This window comes from Streptococcus dysgalactiae subsp. dysgalactiae (genome assembly GCF_900459225.1).
In the GTDB taxonomy this organism is placed as follows: Bacteria; Bacillota; Bacilli; order Lactobacillales; family Streptococcaceae; genus Streptococcus; species Streptococcus dysgalactiae.
Genome location: NZ_UHFH01000003.1, coordinates 1,640,879 through 1,655,000 on the forward strand (window position 1 = coordinate 1,640,879; position 14,122 = coordinate 1,655,000).

Below are 14,122 nucleotides of genomic sequence, written 5' to 3' on the forward strand. Positions count from 1 at the left end.
AGTCTCCTGCTCTTCGTTACTGTTCACCCTTAATGGCCTGGTAGCTGTCCTTGTAACGTTCTCTGAACTCTTTTGGCGACAAGCCATTTAGTTTCTTAAACATTTTAATAAAATAATGGTTCGTATTGTACCCTTTTTTGTAGGCAATTTCATTGATGGATTGGTTGGTGTAAAGCAATAATTGCTGAGCTTTTTGAATGCGTACTTGATTTAAATACTGGGCAAAACTACGTTCCATTTCGTTTTTAAAACATTGCCCCAAATAAACCCCATTAACATGCAACCGATTAGCAATATCCTTGAGGGTTAATTCCTGATGATATTCTTGACGGATACAGTCAATGGTTTCACTGACCAAATCAGAATACCGTTTTTCAGGTGCACGACTTTTATTGGTCAAGTTCAAGACTTTTTGCAACTCGCTTAAGATTCGGTCAATCGATTGGCTCTCATGGATGGTTTTCACCATGGACAAGTAAGTCATCTTGTCTAAAATAGGAAATTGACGATAAATGTCAGAGAACAACAAGAATGACACATGCTTCACATCCTCTGGTGAGAAGTTCAAGGCCTTCATTTCATGAAAAATGGCTTCTAATTTGGCCAAAATGTTTGGCTCATCACCACTCATTAATGCTTTGTTAAAGGCAAAAAATTGCAACCGAGATTCTGGCATCTCAAGCTTACTGTTGCCTTTGTCAGTTGGTTGTGACATTTGGCTATTGTAAAAAAGACTCTGGCGCACCTGATTGTAGCTCTCATAAACATTCTCCCAGTCATCAACCGTTTCTCCTATTTCCGCTCCCTTAACTACCGTCAGTTGGTTGACAAAACCAGTGGTTTTCTCAGAAGTAAAGATGCCAAAGGACATTTTCGTCCAAACATTGATGCACTTAACTGGGGAGAAGATTATACCGAAGGCTCCAGTTACCAAAACAGCTTTGCCTGTTACCATGATATTTTGGGGTATATTCGATTGATTGGAGGCAAAGATGTTTTCGCCAAACGCTTGGAGAACCTCTGTAATCAGGATCCGCAATTTCAAGTGCATGGCTATCCTGGAGACGAAGACAATGGTAGCATGAGTTCTTCGTATCTTCTCAATAGCCTTGGTTTTTACCCAGTCACTCCTGGAACGGGACAATACCTTATTGGCATTCCAAATCTTGACAAGGCCTGCCTTTATCTTCCAAATGGCAAACACATCACCATTAACTGCAAAGGAAATGTTCCTCAATATCAGTTTGTCAATCACGTCGATTATAATTAGCAAGCTTACCATAAACTCTACTTAACTCATGAAGACCTTATCCAAGGCTGCCAGCTGGATTTTCAACTAGGTCTTATTCCTCCTCATCACCATTATAGCTCTTCTGACCTTCCTTATTCCCTAACCACTTAATAAGTTCATCTAAACAAATTCCCCACTCGGTGATTAACCAAGTGGGGAATTTATTTAAATATCAGAAAGATGTTAGTTAACTCTCACAACCAGTCTTAAGCAGTAATATCTGATTAAGACAATCAAAAGCCATTACGAACATCAAACTTGGACGTAATGGTTAGTCATCCTTAAAAAGTGCATTTTTAGTCACTGTTCGTTTGGCCCAGCGGTCTAAAATAGTCACTAAAACAAACAGTAAGAAGAGATACCCAAGCACAATCCGTTGCTTTAATGTTTGACTGGTCACCCCTATGTAGGAAATATCAAGCAAGCTATAATAAGCAAGCATCGAAAGTGTTGTCATCACTAGCAAGCATCGATAACCTAAAGATTGAAGTTTAGTTTTCCAATGATTAAAGTTGTATCTCAGAAGCTTTATCATAGCATAGGTTAAGAAGATACCAATATACACTAAACCATAAACCAAAAAATAATTAGCAGCAGCTTTATCAGACGTTAGTTTCAACAAAGGAATCACAAATAGAGTAATAAACCGTAAAAAGAGATTGGGAGCGATAAAGGTAAAAAGAGCATAAAATAGCAGTAGTAGATTTGTTCGTGACTTACCATAATAAAAAGCTATGCCTAAAAAGAAAATGAGACGACCAACAGAGATAACATCTATATTCAAATTATCTGTGTAAAAGGTCAAAAATATCGTTTCAACGGTAATAATACCAAGAGATAAGTAAAAAATTCTTTTGAGGGGAACGCTAATGGTACTAATCCTACTAAATAATGTTAGTAGTAACATTATTTCAATAATATCTAAAAAGATAAAGCTTAAAAATTGAAGAAACTCAATAATCATTCCTCATCCTCCTTTCTTCGGTCTTGTTTTTAAGGTTATGCCATCCTATCTAAACCTAGATAACTAATTCTTTGTCAAGAAATTTGATGCCATTTCCCCTGTCAACTATCATTATTTTTTCATGTTGACTTTTTTATTTTAATCGTAGCCTCTATTTTATCATAAATTTTGTCGTTCTGACGGCTAAATTTTAAAAGATTCCTGTCTAAAGTTTCAATTATAAAATAGACTCTATTTCTCCAATTAACAGCAATAAAAAAGAGTAAGAAGATCGTTCACCGTAACGAATTCTTCATTTACTCTCTAGTTGTTACTACTCACAAGCTATATTTTTTCTATAAAGATCTAAATGATATGACAGGACCCTTATCAGTTCACGTTTGGCTTAAGTTAAGCGATTATGATTAGCCACTTCCTTGAACCAATAAGCTGAAGCTTTGGGGCGTCGCACTTGGGTATGGATATTATTTTCCACAAGGCCATAGCGGTTTTTGTAGGCATTGAGCCAAGACCAGCCATCAATTGGTGTCCATACATGGTATCCAAAACAATTCGAACCTGCTTCTATTCCTTTGTGGAGGTGGGTCAGATGTTCTTTCAAAAATTGGATACGATAGTCATCTTGAATCTGGCCAGTTTCATCACGGTAACGCTCTTCTCCTGAAATCCCTACACCATTCTCAGATAAGAACCAAGGGATATTGTCGTAATGGTCTCGCATCTTGACGGCAATATCATAGACAGCCTCAGGATAGATCTCCCACCCCTTATCCACGTTCATGCGGCGGCCAGGCATCAGGTAGGGATCATAATACCATTCAGGACTCCAAGATGGGCTAATCACTGGAATGACATCCGGAGCCTTCACGCGCTTAGGATGGTAAAAATTCAATCCCAAATAATCCAATCTATTCTCAGCAATAAGAGCCAATTCTTCTGGCGTTGATTGCCACAGAACCCCATCTTTTTTCAATACCGCAACCAATTCTTCTGGGAATTTCCCATGAACAGCAGCTTCCATAAACAAGTCATTGTTCCAAAGTTCTGCTGGACCTCGTCTGTAAGCTTGAATAACCTTGGCTGTGACTAGGGCTAGATTATAGGCGACCTGGACTGCTTTTTTCCCATCCACGATAGCAGGGTAATGAAATTGCATTAAATAGGAGCCTTCCACAACGACCATAGGTTCATTGTGGACAAACCAATCCTTAACCCGATCACCAAATTCTTGAAAGCAAACCTTGCTAAAGGCCACAAATAAGTCCACAACATGTTTGGATTCCCAGTCACCATAGGTTTGATAGAGTTCAATTGACAGGTCAAAATGATGCAAATTGATAAAGTGACTACTTTCTCTAATAAATAATTGGACAGGTAACTGGCAAGAATTTACAGCTTTCTGAGGACTTTCAATTTTTTGCAGTAGTAATCTTGCTGCTTCTTGCCCCATTTGGTAAAAATCTTGAGCTGCTGTGCTTAATTTGGGATTCAACAAACGGGAGGCTTGACTATTATCAAAATCTACAATAGCAACTTGATCAGGAATAGATAAGCCCGCCTGTATGCTTTTTTGAATCAGCTAAATAGCCAACAATCATTTTCCACTACCAGGCCTGTCTTAGGGTCTGTCATCTCCGATAAAACGGTCGCCAAGCGGTTCAGATAAGCATCAGAGGTTTCAGCTTTTTCCTTGGGAAAATACGAGGATGGCAAAGAAGTTTCTGCCATTGCCTCTAAATAACCCAAATAACGGTCTCTGAACGATGACACTTCCCCAAAGGATTCGGTTGCCACAAACAAAATCTGGTCGCAGCCTTGGTCAATCAAATGCTGAGTCAATTGATAGGCACCTCCTTTATTATCCGCCACAACAGCCGGAAACTGAAAAGGGTCCAGAGATTTATCCAACAAGACTAGCGGAATGTGATGATGGTCGCAGTAAAACAGGAAATCAATACTGTGATTGACATCTTCTGGGTAATAAATAATACCAGCATAGTCTGACAGGGTGTCTAACCTTACCGTACTGGCCAATTGAACCAAGAGACGGTAACCTGTTTCAGCAATGGAGGTCATAATTCCCTTAGCATAATCCCCCAATTCATCCTCAGAAGCAAAAGGAAGAATCAACAATAAATCCTTATTCGCTCCAGGGGACTTCACTTGCTTTTCAGCTACGAAGCTTCCTTTTCCACGACTTCTCGTGATTAGGCCTTCTTGCTCCAGTTCTACAAGCGCTCGCTTAGAAGTAATACAGCTTACCGAAAATTGTTCTGACAATTCTTTTTCAGTAGGTAGACGGTCACCAATTTGCAAACGACCTGGATAGTCTGGGACAGTTTTCTATCATGGATGATGCTAATATTCCAAGCCTCCTCGCTGCACCTTACCTTGGTTTTTGTGCTAAAGATGACCCTATCTATTTGGCAACGCGCCGCACCATTCTCAGCCAAGGAAACTCTTATTATTATCAGGGAAATGCAGCAGCAAACATCGGTTCTTCCCATACACCAGAAAATTATATCTGACATATCGCCCTTGCCTTACAAGGATTGACCGCTCTTGACCAAGACAGTAAAAAAGAAATGCTTGATTTGCTTGTGGCAACAGATGCTGGCACCTACTTGATGCACGAGGGTTTCGATGTCAATGATCCTTATCAATACACCCGTGACGTGAGTGGTTCTCTTGGGCTAACATGATGTTCTGTGAACTACTTCTTGACTATCTTGGCTTTAGCATTGCTCCTTAGAAAGTGAGGCCACTATGGTAACCAAAAAAGTACATATTATTTCACACAGTCACTGGGATCGCGAGTGGTACATGGCTTACGAGCAACACCACATGCGTCTGATTAACTTAATAGATGACCTGTTAGAACTTTTTCAAACGGATCCTGATTTTCATAGTTTTCATTTGGATGGTCAAACCATTATCCTAGATGATTATTTGCAAGTACGCCCCGAACGAGAACCTGAGATTAAACAAGCCATTGCTACGGGAAAACTCCGTATCGGTCCCTTCTATATCTTACAGGACGATTTTTTGACCAGCAGCGAGTCCAATATGCACAACATGCTCATTGGCAAGGAGGATTGTGACAAATGGGGCGCTAGTGTTCATCGGGAAATGATACCCCGTTTTGAAAAAGCCTATGAAGTCGGACACTATTTAGCAAAAGAAGCTGCCCAACAAATTGCTGGCGCAGTTAACACGAGTGATTTCCCAACTGATAGCCAGCCCTTCCTCTTATTTAATACCAGTGGCCATTCCAAAACAAGTGTTACTGAGCTCAGCCTGACCTGGAAAAAATATTATTTTGGCCAACGCTTTCCTAAAGAGGTTTACCAAGAAGCTCAAGAGTATTTGACAGGACTCTCCCAATCTTTCCAAGTCATTGATGTATCAGGAAATACTATCTCAGAAGCAGACATTTTGGACACAAGCATCGCCTTTGACTACGATTTGCCCAAGAGAACCTTCCGAGAACCTTATTTCGCCATCAAAGTGAGATTACGGCTACCAATAACTCTCCCAGCCATGTCTTGGAAAGCCTTAGCATTACAACTAGGAAACGAGACAGCTCCTTCAGCAAGGGTCCCACTCTACGACGATAGTAATCAGTGCCTTGAAAATGAGTTTCTAAAAGTTATGATACAAACCGATGGCCGTCTAACCATCACCGATAAACAGTCAGGGGGGAGCTATCAAGATCTCCTACGGTTTGAAGATTGTGGCGATATTGGAAATGAATACATTTCTCGCCAACCAACTCATGACCAACCTTTCTATGCGGACCAAGGGAGCACCAAGCTTAACATCATTAGCAACACCGCTCAAGTTGCTGAACTTGAAATCCAGCAAACCTTTGCCATTCCTGTCTCCGCAGATAAGCTCTTACAGGCTGAAATGGAGGCTGTCATTGACATCACGGAACGCCAATCAGGACGTTCACAAGAAGAAGCTGAACTGACCTTAACAACCCTTATCCGAATGGAGAAAAACAATCCTCGCCTCCAATTCACCACAAGTTTTGATAACCAAATGACTAATCATCGCTTGCGCGTCCTATTCCCAACACACCTTAAGACAGACCGTCATCTAGCTGACAGTATTTTTGAAACTGTCAGACGTCCAAATTATCCAGATGCTGCCTTTTGGAAGAATCCAAGTAACCCACCGCACAAGAATGCTTTGTGAGTCTCTTTGATGGTGAAAAGGGGATCACTATTGGTAACTACGGCCTCAACGAATATGAGATTTTACCAGATAGCAACACCATTGCCATCACTCTCTTACGTTCTGTTGGTGAGATGGGGGACTGGGGTTACTTCCCAACACCTGAAGCCCAGTGTCTTGGCCAGCATAGCTTATCTTATAGTTTTGAAAGCATCAATAGGCAAACACAATTTTCCAGCTATTGGCGGGCACAAGAAGCCCAAGGTCCTATCCTAGTCGAACAAACCAGCCATCATACGGGAAGCTTAAGAGCGGAGCATAACTATGTCACTGGTGCAGACGATCAAGCCGCTCTAACGGCTTTCAAACATCGCCCATCAGACAATGCCCTTATCACGCGCAGCTATAATCTCTCAAACGATAAAACTTGTGACTTTAGCCTAAACCTGCCAAACCACAAAGCCAGGGTCACTAATTTGTTAGAAAAAGATAGCAACCAAACCTTGCCCAACCAACTTGGCAAAGCGGAAATCCTGACCCTAGTCTGGAAAAAAGGATAAACTCCCTTTTACTCCTGACAATGCAATATACTCAAAAAAGGAATAGGTTCTAAATCCTATTCCTTTTCACCTTCTCTATCATTTTCTAACTCTATACCGTTCAAGGCTACTAACTCTTTTCCAAATCACTCTCATCAGTATTACTCCGGGACTCGGTTTTACATTGACTTAGTTGCTGACAAAAGCCAATCCAGGCATTCTGATACGTTTTCTGATTAACAATAGCCTCTTTTAAATCTAGTACACTGCTAATCCCTCGTTCTTGACAGGCTAACACACAAACGCCATAATGCGGCCAGTCATCAGCATCGTCATAAATCACTGGAATCCTTTTCCAGCCTAACTCTAGAGCACAAAAAGCTCTACTATGACCATCTAAAATCATATCTTGCCATCCATTTTCCTAATGATAATGGGTTGCATCACCGCTTCATCCTTAGGTAACCAATCTCTGACAGCTCTTAATTTATCTTCTGATAGGTAGTATTGACTCGGCTGCAAACTAGCAATCATTTTTGTCATCCCTAATACCTCTTGAATGGATTTTGGCTTCGTAATAGCCAGGTTATGGTCACCCAGCATTTTTTCCATCCAAATCATATCAAACCATTGGTCAAATTTATAACCCACCTGATGGAATTTTCCTGCGAGCTGATAACCCATTTTTTCATGAAACAGCTGACTGTGGTTCGCTAAATAAGGAGATTCACATGCTGTGCTAGCAATACAGGCATTGCAATTCAAAATACCCATCTTAGTCAAGTACCTTTCTAACGCTTGATACAATTTGGTGCCAACCCCTTTTCCCTTATTCTCCATAGCAAGGTAGATGGTCACTTCAGCTGACCAGGCATAGGCCGCTCGTGCATGAAAAGCACTGGCATAAGCATAGCCCAAGATAGAGCCTGCTTCTTCTGCCACCAAGTATGGGTAAAAAGCCATTATCTGTACCATACACTTTTTGAAAGCTTCTAAGTTCGGTACTTCATAATCAAAAGTTACCGCAGTATCGGTCACATAGGGGGCATAAATAGCTAAGAGTGTTTCTGCATCCTCTAAGGTCGCCAAACGAATGCTTACGCTCATCACATCTCCTCCTCTTTTATTTATCCTAGTCTCCAATGCTTAGTTATCTCATTCTAACATGTTTTTCATCAGCCCGAAATGGTTTCTTCTCAAAAAAGCATCTATTATCCTGCTAAATCCGCTATACCCAATTGATTAAGACAAGCAATCCATAGTATCATATCACCAAAGACAGTTTATACTTTTCTGACCATGCTTAAATTATCAGACCAGAGAAAATAAAGGAAACAACACCATGCTAAATCCATTCAAACTAACTAATCAACAATTTACTCACCTGGAAACCCTTAGAAAATACCTCAATTTTCAAGGCTCTTTAATTGCAGTCCGAGGTTTTATATTGGCTTATTTTTTCATCTCTATACAAGTTGTGGTAGCCTATCTAATCGGGCGGGACTAACTCGTGTATCCTATCATTCCTTAGGATTATTGTTGAAACCTACTATCAATGGTATTGGTATCAATTTAGAAAAAAGTATAAGAACAAGCAAAAAGATAGCTAGCCTTGTTATCTCCATGGTGACAGCTCGTTTTCTCAGCAGTTACCTTATTCATAAAAACAAGAGAACACTGATGACAATGTTCTCGTTTACTTTGAACGCTCTAGCTATTGTGTCTCCCATAGAAAGGTCAGATAACATTACTCCCTTTTACCCCTTTTCAGACTTTTTTTCAGCCCTCCAAGGTCAGCAGGGACAAAGTTAATATAGTTGAAAAACTGCTTAAAATCAAGGAATGTCAGCATTCCTTTTTCTGTAGTTTCACGACAGCCACAAGGCTATTATTTTTGTCCAAATTTATTCCCATGTCCTCTTGGATAAATGGAAGCTTGAAACGAAGGGGTTTCCCCACTTCTATCATATCGTTAGGACTTGTCTGCTTTAATCAAACTTATAGGTATAATTCTGCCATGAGTTCAAGACTTCTGATACGTTGTTTCAGTCCCGGAACTAAAGGAATAACCAAGACTTCACTCGCTTGAGTAGCTTTAATCAAGACATCCAGTTGTTTTTTAACAGTTTCTTTATCACCGATAATAGCTCTTGTTCTGTTGTCTTTTATTAGCTCTTTTTGGTCTTGAGTGAGTGGATAAGCAGACGCATCGTCAGTATCGGGATACTGTGTGAATTCATTAAAGCTATCATTTCCTAACATCCAGATATCTAAGGTCTTAGCCATAGCTTCTGCTTCTTTAGCAGTGTCAGCAATGACAATAAAGCTAGCTAATGTAAGATGAGGTTGTGAACCTTGTGATGATGGCTTAAAGTTCTGGTGATAAATAGCTGAAACTTTTTTAGCTTCTTCTATAGTATTCAGTGGCATATAAGGGAAAATACCAAATACATATCCCAACCCTAATTCTGCCGCTAGTTGTGCAGTTTCTTCACTATGACTGAGGGTCCAGAGTTCTGGTTCCGTATCTATTTTGGGATTAACAGCTATCGGAAGAGGATTTTCTTTATCATGATGCAGGTAAGCATCTAAATCTCTAATAACTTGAGGATAGTCATTCTTAGTATGAATACTCTTCATCGCAGACTGCACCAAAGGATTACCTAAAAAATTGCCTACCCCGAGATCAATACGATTAGGATATCTTGCTTCTAGGGTCTTTATGATTTCTGCAACCTTGTAAGCACTATAGTGAAGGGCCATGATGCCTCCTGATCCTAATCGGATGCGAGACGTTTTAATCCCCAATTCCATCATCATTAATTCAGGACTACTAATAGCAAAGGCCGCAATATTATGATGTTCAGCCACCCAGAAACGATGATAACCTAATGCTTCAGCTTTTTGCGCCAATTCAATGGTTTCATCCAATGCTTCTCGGGTTGTTCTATTCTTATCAATTAATCCATAATCTAAAACATTCAGTTTCATGTTAATTCCCTCTCATATTATCCTCTTCCAAGCCTCTGAATCAATGACATGATTTTTCTGACATCCTAAATCTCATTGATGGTCAATTATTTTTTAAAGATGCCGGAATCTAAAATCAATTCCTATATTACCATTATTAGCAAAACTTTAGAAGACTTTTAGTTGCTTTTTATTGGATTTCTCGAAACGCTTCCATATATAAAAATTTTAAAATGAAGTTAGCCAGTTGAGAGTATGAAAAAACATCTCAGAGAGATATAGTTGTAGTTTATCACAACAACAATTAGAAAGGCTCCAAGATGCAAAACTATTATACATCCAAAGGAAACAATTGACACTAGCTGATCGCAGAAACATTTAACGTTAGTTCCATGAAGACTATTCAAATCGTGACATTGCTGGAAGATTAGCTAAAGCTCCTCAAACCATTCAATGAAGTTAAACGTGGACAAGTGAGACAACAAGTGTGTAAAGGGAAATTTGAAGTACTCTACTCAGCTGATTTCCCTCAAGAAGCTTATAAAAACAATCGCAAACGTTCTGTTAAACAGGTCTCCCTAACCAAGGGACTCAAAGAAAAGATAACTCACTACATCATACACAGATACTCTCCTGAAATAATAGTCAAAACAAAGGGAATTAAGGTCCCTATTTCAACCATCTATTACTGGATTCTTCATGGGAAATTAAGCCTTGGTAAGGAGGCTATGCTTTATCCGAGAAAGGCTAAGCAGGCTAGAAAACAAGCCAGTCCTTATTTTAAACCCGCAGAAAAGAGTATTGAACAACGCCCATATAGCATTAACCAGCGTCTTGAAGCTCGGCATTATGAAATTGATACAGTCATTCTGACGAGGGCTAAAAGCTATTCTTAAAGAGTATCAGATTAACTCTATCAAAGCAGACCACGGGGCTGAATTCAGTCCATTAGCTGAGGTTTTAAATCCCGAGCACATTTACTATGCTTATCCTTATGCATCGTGGGAACGTGGGACTAATGAAAATCATAACAGGCTGATACTCCGTTGGTGGTCTAAGGGAAGTAAAAATGCGATCCAGCAACAAGTCGCATGCATTGAAAATTGGATAAATAACTATCCAAAGAAAATACTAGGTTACAAATCACCCAGAGAATTTGGGTAAAGTAGCTAACTTGGACTTGAAATTTGCTTACTGATTTTGTAAAGAAGATAAAAGAGTTTTCTCCTCAATTGGTTATGACATCAACTTAATGTCATAACCAATTGAAAAGTGCTTTCCTAGACTATGAATCACAAGTCCCTTATGATCAGATTCTTCAAGCAATCTAATCGCTTCACTTAAATCGCTTAACAACTGGGGATTGATAACAAGCTTTTTACCATCTATGGTTTAATAATAACCCTTACCAGAACAATTGACCATTTCTTTAGGTAAAGACCGTTCTTGAAAGAAAGGCGCATCTCGTTTGCTTTGAGCATAGGTCTTTTGGCCCCCATCAGATAACAATAAGCCAGTATAATCGGCCAAAGCGTAAGAGCCCATCGTTGATCGTTTTAAAGCATGAATAGAGAGAAAATCAATAGCTTCAATCTCTACATTGACTTCCTCACCCAGTCTCATCAAGTCATAATTAGCATAAAAACCTATCCGATTAGCAATGAAACCTAACACATTATTAGCAATAATCATTTCTTTTCCTAAGGTTCTTGTAACGAATTCTTCTACAAGAGATTTGTACTATCCTTCAAATTCCGAATGATAACACACTTTTACTAAGGGCATCTGACGAACAGGAGCGAAAAAAATGAAGACACAAAAAACGTCTCGTCATATCTGGATTCAAAAAACTAGCTATCTTTTCAAGGCTTAATGATGAGGTATTAGTAGCAATAAAGGTATGCTCTTCAAGCTAACAACTAAGTCTTTGCAATAAAGACTGCTTTACCTCTAAGTCTTCCACAACTTCTTCAATCATTAAATCAGCATCAATCCTCTGTTCCAAATAAGCATCCAAAAACTGGAAGTGAAAATGCTGAATATAAGAAGCTTCATATAAGCGTTTATTGATATAAGAGAGGACAGCTTGCTCATCCTATTGCAAATTCTGCGAGGGACTGACCTTGACCAAGGTAACCTCCAAATGGGAATTGAGCAAAAAAGCTTCTAGTTGTTTTCCCATCATTCCCGTTCCCAAAATGGTAATACGTTTTATCATGATTCCTTCTCTCTCAATCAATCTTTAACGTCACGGTATGTGGACTTATTTTTTGATGTTAACATCTTTCATATCGTCCTCAGTCATTTCTAGATTGATATTATGGTCATCGATATGTCGTTTGGACAATTTCACAACCGCCTCAGTCCTTGCCGTATGAGGGAACATGTCCACACTTTGTATATAGTGAACATCGTAAACAGTTGCCAGCTGTACCAAGTCTCGGGCTAAAGTAGAAGTATTACAAGACACATAAACCATCTGTTTAGGCTGGTAACGAAGAATGGTTTTTAATAATTTATCATCTAAACCAGTTCTTGGCGGATCGACAATAATGGCATCCGCTCGATAACCTTGTTTATACCATTTGGGAATAATATCCTCTGCCTTTCCTGCCTCATAGTAAGTATTGTCAAAGCCCATGACCTTGGCATTTTTCTGTGCATCCTCAATGGCTTCTGGAATGATATCCATCCCCCGCACAGACTTGACTTTCCCTGCAAAGGCCAAGCCTATTGAACCAACGCCACAATAGGCATCAATAATGTGATCTGTGGTACCTACATCCAAGGCCTCCACCACCTCGCCATACAAAACCTCTGTCTGCTCCGGATTAAGCTGATAAAAAGCTCTCGGTGACAAAGCAAATCCATAGTCCAAAACTTCTTCATAGATTGCCTCTTGTCCCCATAAAATTTCAGTTTCTTCCCCATAGATGTCACTCGATTTTGAACGATTAATATTCAAAGCCACCGTCTTAATTTGAGGAAAAGCCTTGGTCACGTCTCCAATGAGCCCCGCTAAACTAATTTCCTTACTACTCACAATAACAATCTGCACCTGATCACTAGCCTGTGCTTTCCGAACCATTACCGTCCGAATACCAGCAATATTGCGTTCATTGTAAACAGGCAATCTGTATTTATCCACTAACTGAGTGATGGTATTAATGATTTCCTGTGTCAATGCATCCTGAACCAAACAATGATCAATAGGAACCAAACGGTGACTCCCTTGAGAAAACAGACCAGCTTTGACCGATCCCCCAAATAATCTTAACTGAAACTGTAACTTCGCTCTATAATGATTTGGCTTTTTCATTCCCTTAGTGTGCCTAATATCAAATTGCTCATAGCCAGCTGGCTTGAATTTTTTTAGGGCCTGCCTAATCACATCATCTTTGAAATCTAGCTGTTTAGGATAGGCTAGATGCATGATTTGGCAACCACCACAAGTTTCATAAATAGGACAAGCTGGTTTGGCACGATTCTTAGAAGCCTTGTTTACCGTTAACAGCTTGGCCTCTACAAAGTTATGCTTAACCGCAGTGACTTGGCAAAAAACATCTTCTCCCTTTAAAGCACCAGGAACGAATACCAAGGTTTTCTGATAAAAACCAATCCCTTCGCCATTAATCCCCATTCGTTTAATTTTTAAAGGAATTTTCTGTTTAACCTTTATGACCATGTCTTCCCCTTACTCTGTAACTTTTTAATCTCACTGCTAAAGTCACTCACGAGCTAATCTATTTTAGCAGTATTTTCATTTTCTATTTTACCATTTTTGATATAATCAAAGTATGAAAATCACTAAGATCGAAAAGAAAAAGCGTCTGTATCTCGTTGAATTTGATGACAATGACGCTCTGTATGTAACAGAAGATACCATCGTCCACTTTATGCTTAGTAAGGACAAGCAACTTGAGGCTGGGCAACTTGAACAAATCAAACATTTTGCACAACTGTCCTACGGTAAAAATTTGGCCCTTTACTTCCTTTCTTTCCAACAACGCAGCCAAAAGCAAGTCAAGGACTATCTGCTTAAGCACGATATTGAGGAAAGCATTATTCCGGACATCATTCACCATCTCCAACAAGACAAGTGGTTAGATGACGCCAAATTATCGGAAACCTATATCCGTCAAAATCAGCTAAATGGTGATAAAGGCCCTCAAGTGTTAA

General features: G+C 39.6%; 12 protein-coding genes and 5 pseudogenes (1 of these 17 only partly in view). 6 read left to right on the forward strand and 11 right to left on the reverse strand.

Annotation, left to right across the window (positions count from 1 at the left end; genetic code table 11):
• Positions 1 to 16: 16 nt before the first annotated feature.
• Positions 17 to 796 (reverse strand): annotated as a pseudogene (locus tag DYD17_RS08425) (helix-turn-helix transcriptional regulator); the annotation flags it as partial.
• Between DYD17_RS08425 and DYD17_RS08430 the strand changes: the two are divergent.
• Positions 794 to 1,402: pseudogene (locus DYD17_RS08430) on the forward strand (glycoside hydrolase domain-containing protein); the annotation flags it as partial. The pseudogenes DYD17_RS08425 and DYD17_RS08430 sit on opposite strands and share 3 nt — an antisense overlap.
• A gap of 160 nt (positions 1,403 to 1,562) precedes the next feature.
• On the opposite strand, the gene DYD17_RS08435 reads toward DYD17_RS08430, so the two are convergent.
• The 3 genes from DYD17_RS08435 to DYD17_RS08445 all read right to left on the reverse strand — a co-directional run bounded on the left by DYD17_RS08435 (position 1,563) and on the right by DYD17_RS08445 (position 4,565).
• Entirely contained in the window at positions 1,563 to 2,255 is a 693-nt protein-coding gene (locus DYD17_RS08435; protein ID WP_115276459.1) for a regulator, read from the reverse strand.
• 385 nt (positions 2,256 to 2,640) lie between these two features.
• The gene (locus DYD17_RS08440; protein WP_309543647.1) at positions 2,641 to 3,783 is read right to left on the reverse strand and encodes a glycoside hydrolase family 1 protein; all 1,143 of its coding nucleotides are present in this window, start codon (positions 3,781 to 3,783) and stop codon (positions 2,641 to 2,643) included.
• Positions 3,784 to 3,830: 47 nt separating this feature from the next.
• Complete coding sequence (locus tag DYD17_RS08445) at positions 3,831 to 4,565, reverse strand: GntR family transcriptional regulator (protein WP_309543648.1); 735 nt, start codon at positions 4,563 to 4,565, stop codon at positions 3,831 to 3,833.
• Between DYD17_RS08445 and DYD17_RS08450 the strand changes: the two are divergent.
• From DYD17_RS08450 to DYD17_RS11415, 3 genes and pseudogenes are all read left to right on the forward strand, one after another.
• Positions 4,565 to 5,007 (forward strand): annotated as a pseudogene (locus tag DYD17_RS08450) (glycoside hydrolase family 125 protein); the annotation flags it as partial. The gene DYD17_RS08445 and the pseudogene DYD17_RS08450 sit on opposite strands and share 1 nt — an antisense overlap.
• Positions 5,008 to 5,021: 14 nt before the next feature.
• A complete protein-coding gene (locus DYD17_RS08455) occupies positions 5,022 to 6,455 on the forward strand; it encodes a glycoside hydrolase family 38 N-terminal domain-containing protein (RefSeq protein ID WP_423247681.1) in 1,434 nt (477 codons plus the stop codon).
• Positions 6,452 to 6,994 (forward strand): alpha-mannosidase, encoded by a 543-nt coding sequence (locus tag DYD17_RS11415; RefSeq protein WP_457922448.1) that lies wholly within the window; start codon positions 6,452 to 6,454, stop codon positions 6,992 to 6,994. Before DYD17_RS08455 ends, DYD17_RS11415 begins: the two co-directional genes overlap by 4 nt.
• Positions 6,995 to 7,103: 109 nt before the next feature.
• Here the strand turns inward: DYD17_RS11415 and DYD17_RS08460 are convergent, their stop codons facing one another.
• The 3 genes from DYD17_RS08460 to DYD17_RS08470 all read right to left on the reverse strand — a co-directional run bounded on the left by DYD17_RS08460 (position 7,104) and on the right by DYD17_RS08470 (position 9,964).
• Positions 7,104 to 7,379, reverse strand: a complete 276-nt coding sequence (locus tag DYD17_RS08460; RefSeq protein WP_236593273.1) for a ParB N-terminal domain-containing protein — start codon at positions 7,377 to 7,379, stop codon at positions 7,104 to 7,106.
• Positions 7,376 to 8,080 (reverse strand): GNAT family N-acetyltransferase, encoded by a 705-nt coding sequence (locus tag DYD17_RS08465; protein WP_115253058.1) that lies wholly within the window; start codon positions 8,078 to 8,080, stop codon positions 7,376 to 7,378. Before DYD17_RS08465 ends, DYD17_RS08460 begins: the two co-directional genes overlap by 4 nt.
• Positions 8,081 to 8,971: 891 nt before the next feature.
• Entirely contained in the window at positions 8,972 to 9,964 is a 993-nt protein-coding gene (locus DYD17_RS08470; protein ID WP_115253059.1) for an LLM class flavin-dependent oxidoreductase, read from the reverse strand.
• 299 nt (positions 9,965 to 10,263) lie between these two features.
• On the opposite strand from DYD17_RS08470, the pseudogene DYD17_RS08475 reads away from it, so the two are divergent.
• Positions 10,264 to 11,107, forward strand: a pseudogene (locus DYD17_RS08475) (IS30 family transposase).
• Positions 11,108 to 11,335: 228 nt separating this feature from the next.
• Here the strand turns inward: DYD17_RS08475 and DYD17_RS11255 are convergent.
• The 4 genes and pseudogenes from DYD17_RS11255 to rlmD all read right to left on the reverse strand — a co-directional run bounded on the left by DYD17_RS11255 (position 11,336) and on the right by rlmD (position 13,628).
• Positions 11,336 to 11,635, reverse strand: a complete 300-nt coding sequence (locus DYD17_RS11255; RefSeq protein ID WP_236593272.1) for a 3-hydroxyacyl-CoA dehydrogenase family protein — start codon at positions 11,633 to 11,635, stop codon at positions 11,336 to 11,338.
• A 55-nt stretch (positions 11,636 to 11,690) separates the two neighbouring features.
• Positions 11,691 to 11,921 (reverse strand): annotated as a pseudogene (locus DYD17_RS11260) (3-hydroxyacyl-CoA dehydrogenase NAD-binding domain-containing protein).
• Between the two features lie 117 nt (positions 11,922 to 12,038).
• Complete coding sequence (locus tag DYD17_RS11265; RefSeq protein WP_003052011.1) at positions 12,039 to 12,161, reverse strand: hypothetical protein; 123 nt, start codon at positions 12,159 to 12,161, stop codon at positions 12,039 to 12,041.
• A 45-nt stretch (positions 12,162 to 12,206) separates the two neighbouring features.
• On the reverse strand, positions 12,207 to 13,628 hold the full coding sequence (gene rlmD, locus DYD17_RS08485) for a 23S rRNA (uracil(1939)-C(5))-methyltransferase RlmD (protein ID WP_115276460.1): 1,422 nt from the start codon (positions 13,626 to 13,628) through the stop codon (positions 12,207 to 12,209).
• 112 nt (positions 13,629 to 13,740) lie between these two features.
• Here rlmD and recX point away from each other — a divergent pair, with 112 nt between their 5' ends.
• Positions 13,741 to 14,122: the beginning of a recombination regulator RecX gene (gene recX, locus DYD17_RS08490; protein WP_115246304.1), read on the forward strand. Its footprint extends 395 nt past the window's final position; the window shows 382 of its 777 coding nt (coding positions 1-382); its start codon is at positions 13,741 to 13,743; its stop codon lies beyond the right edge, outside the window.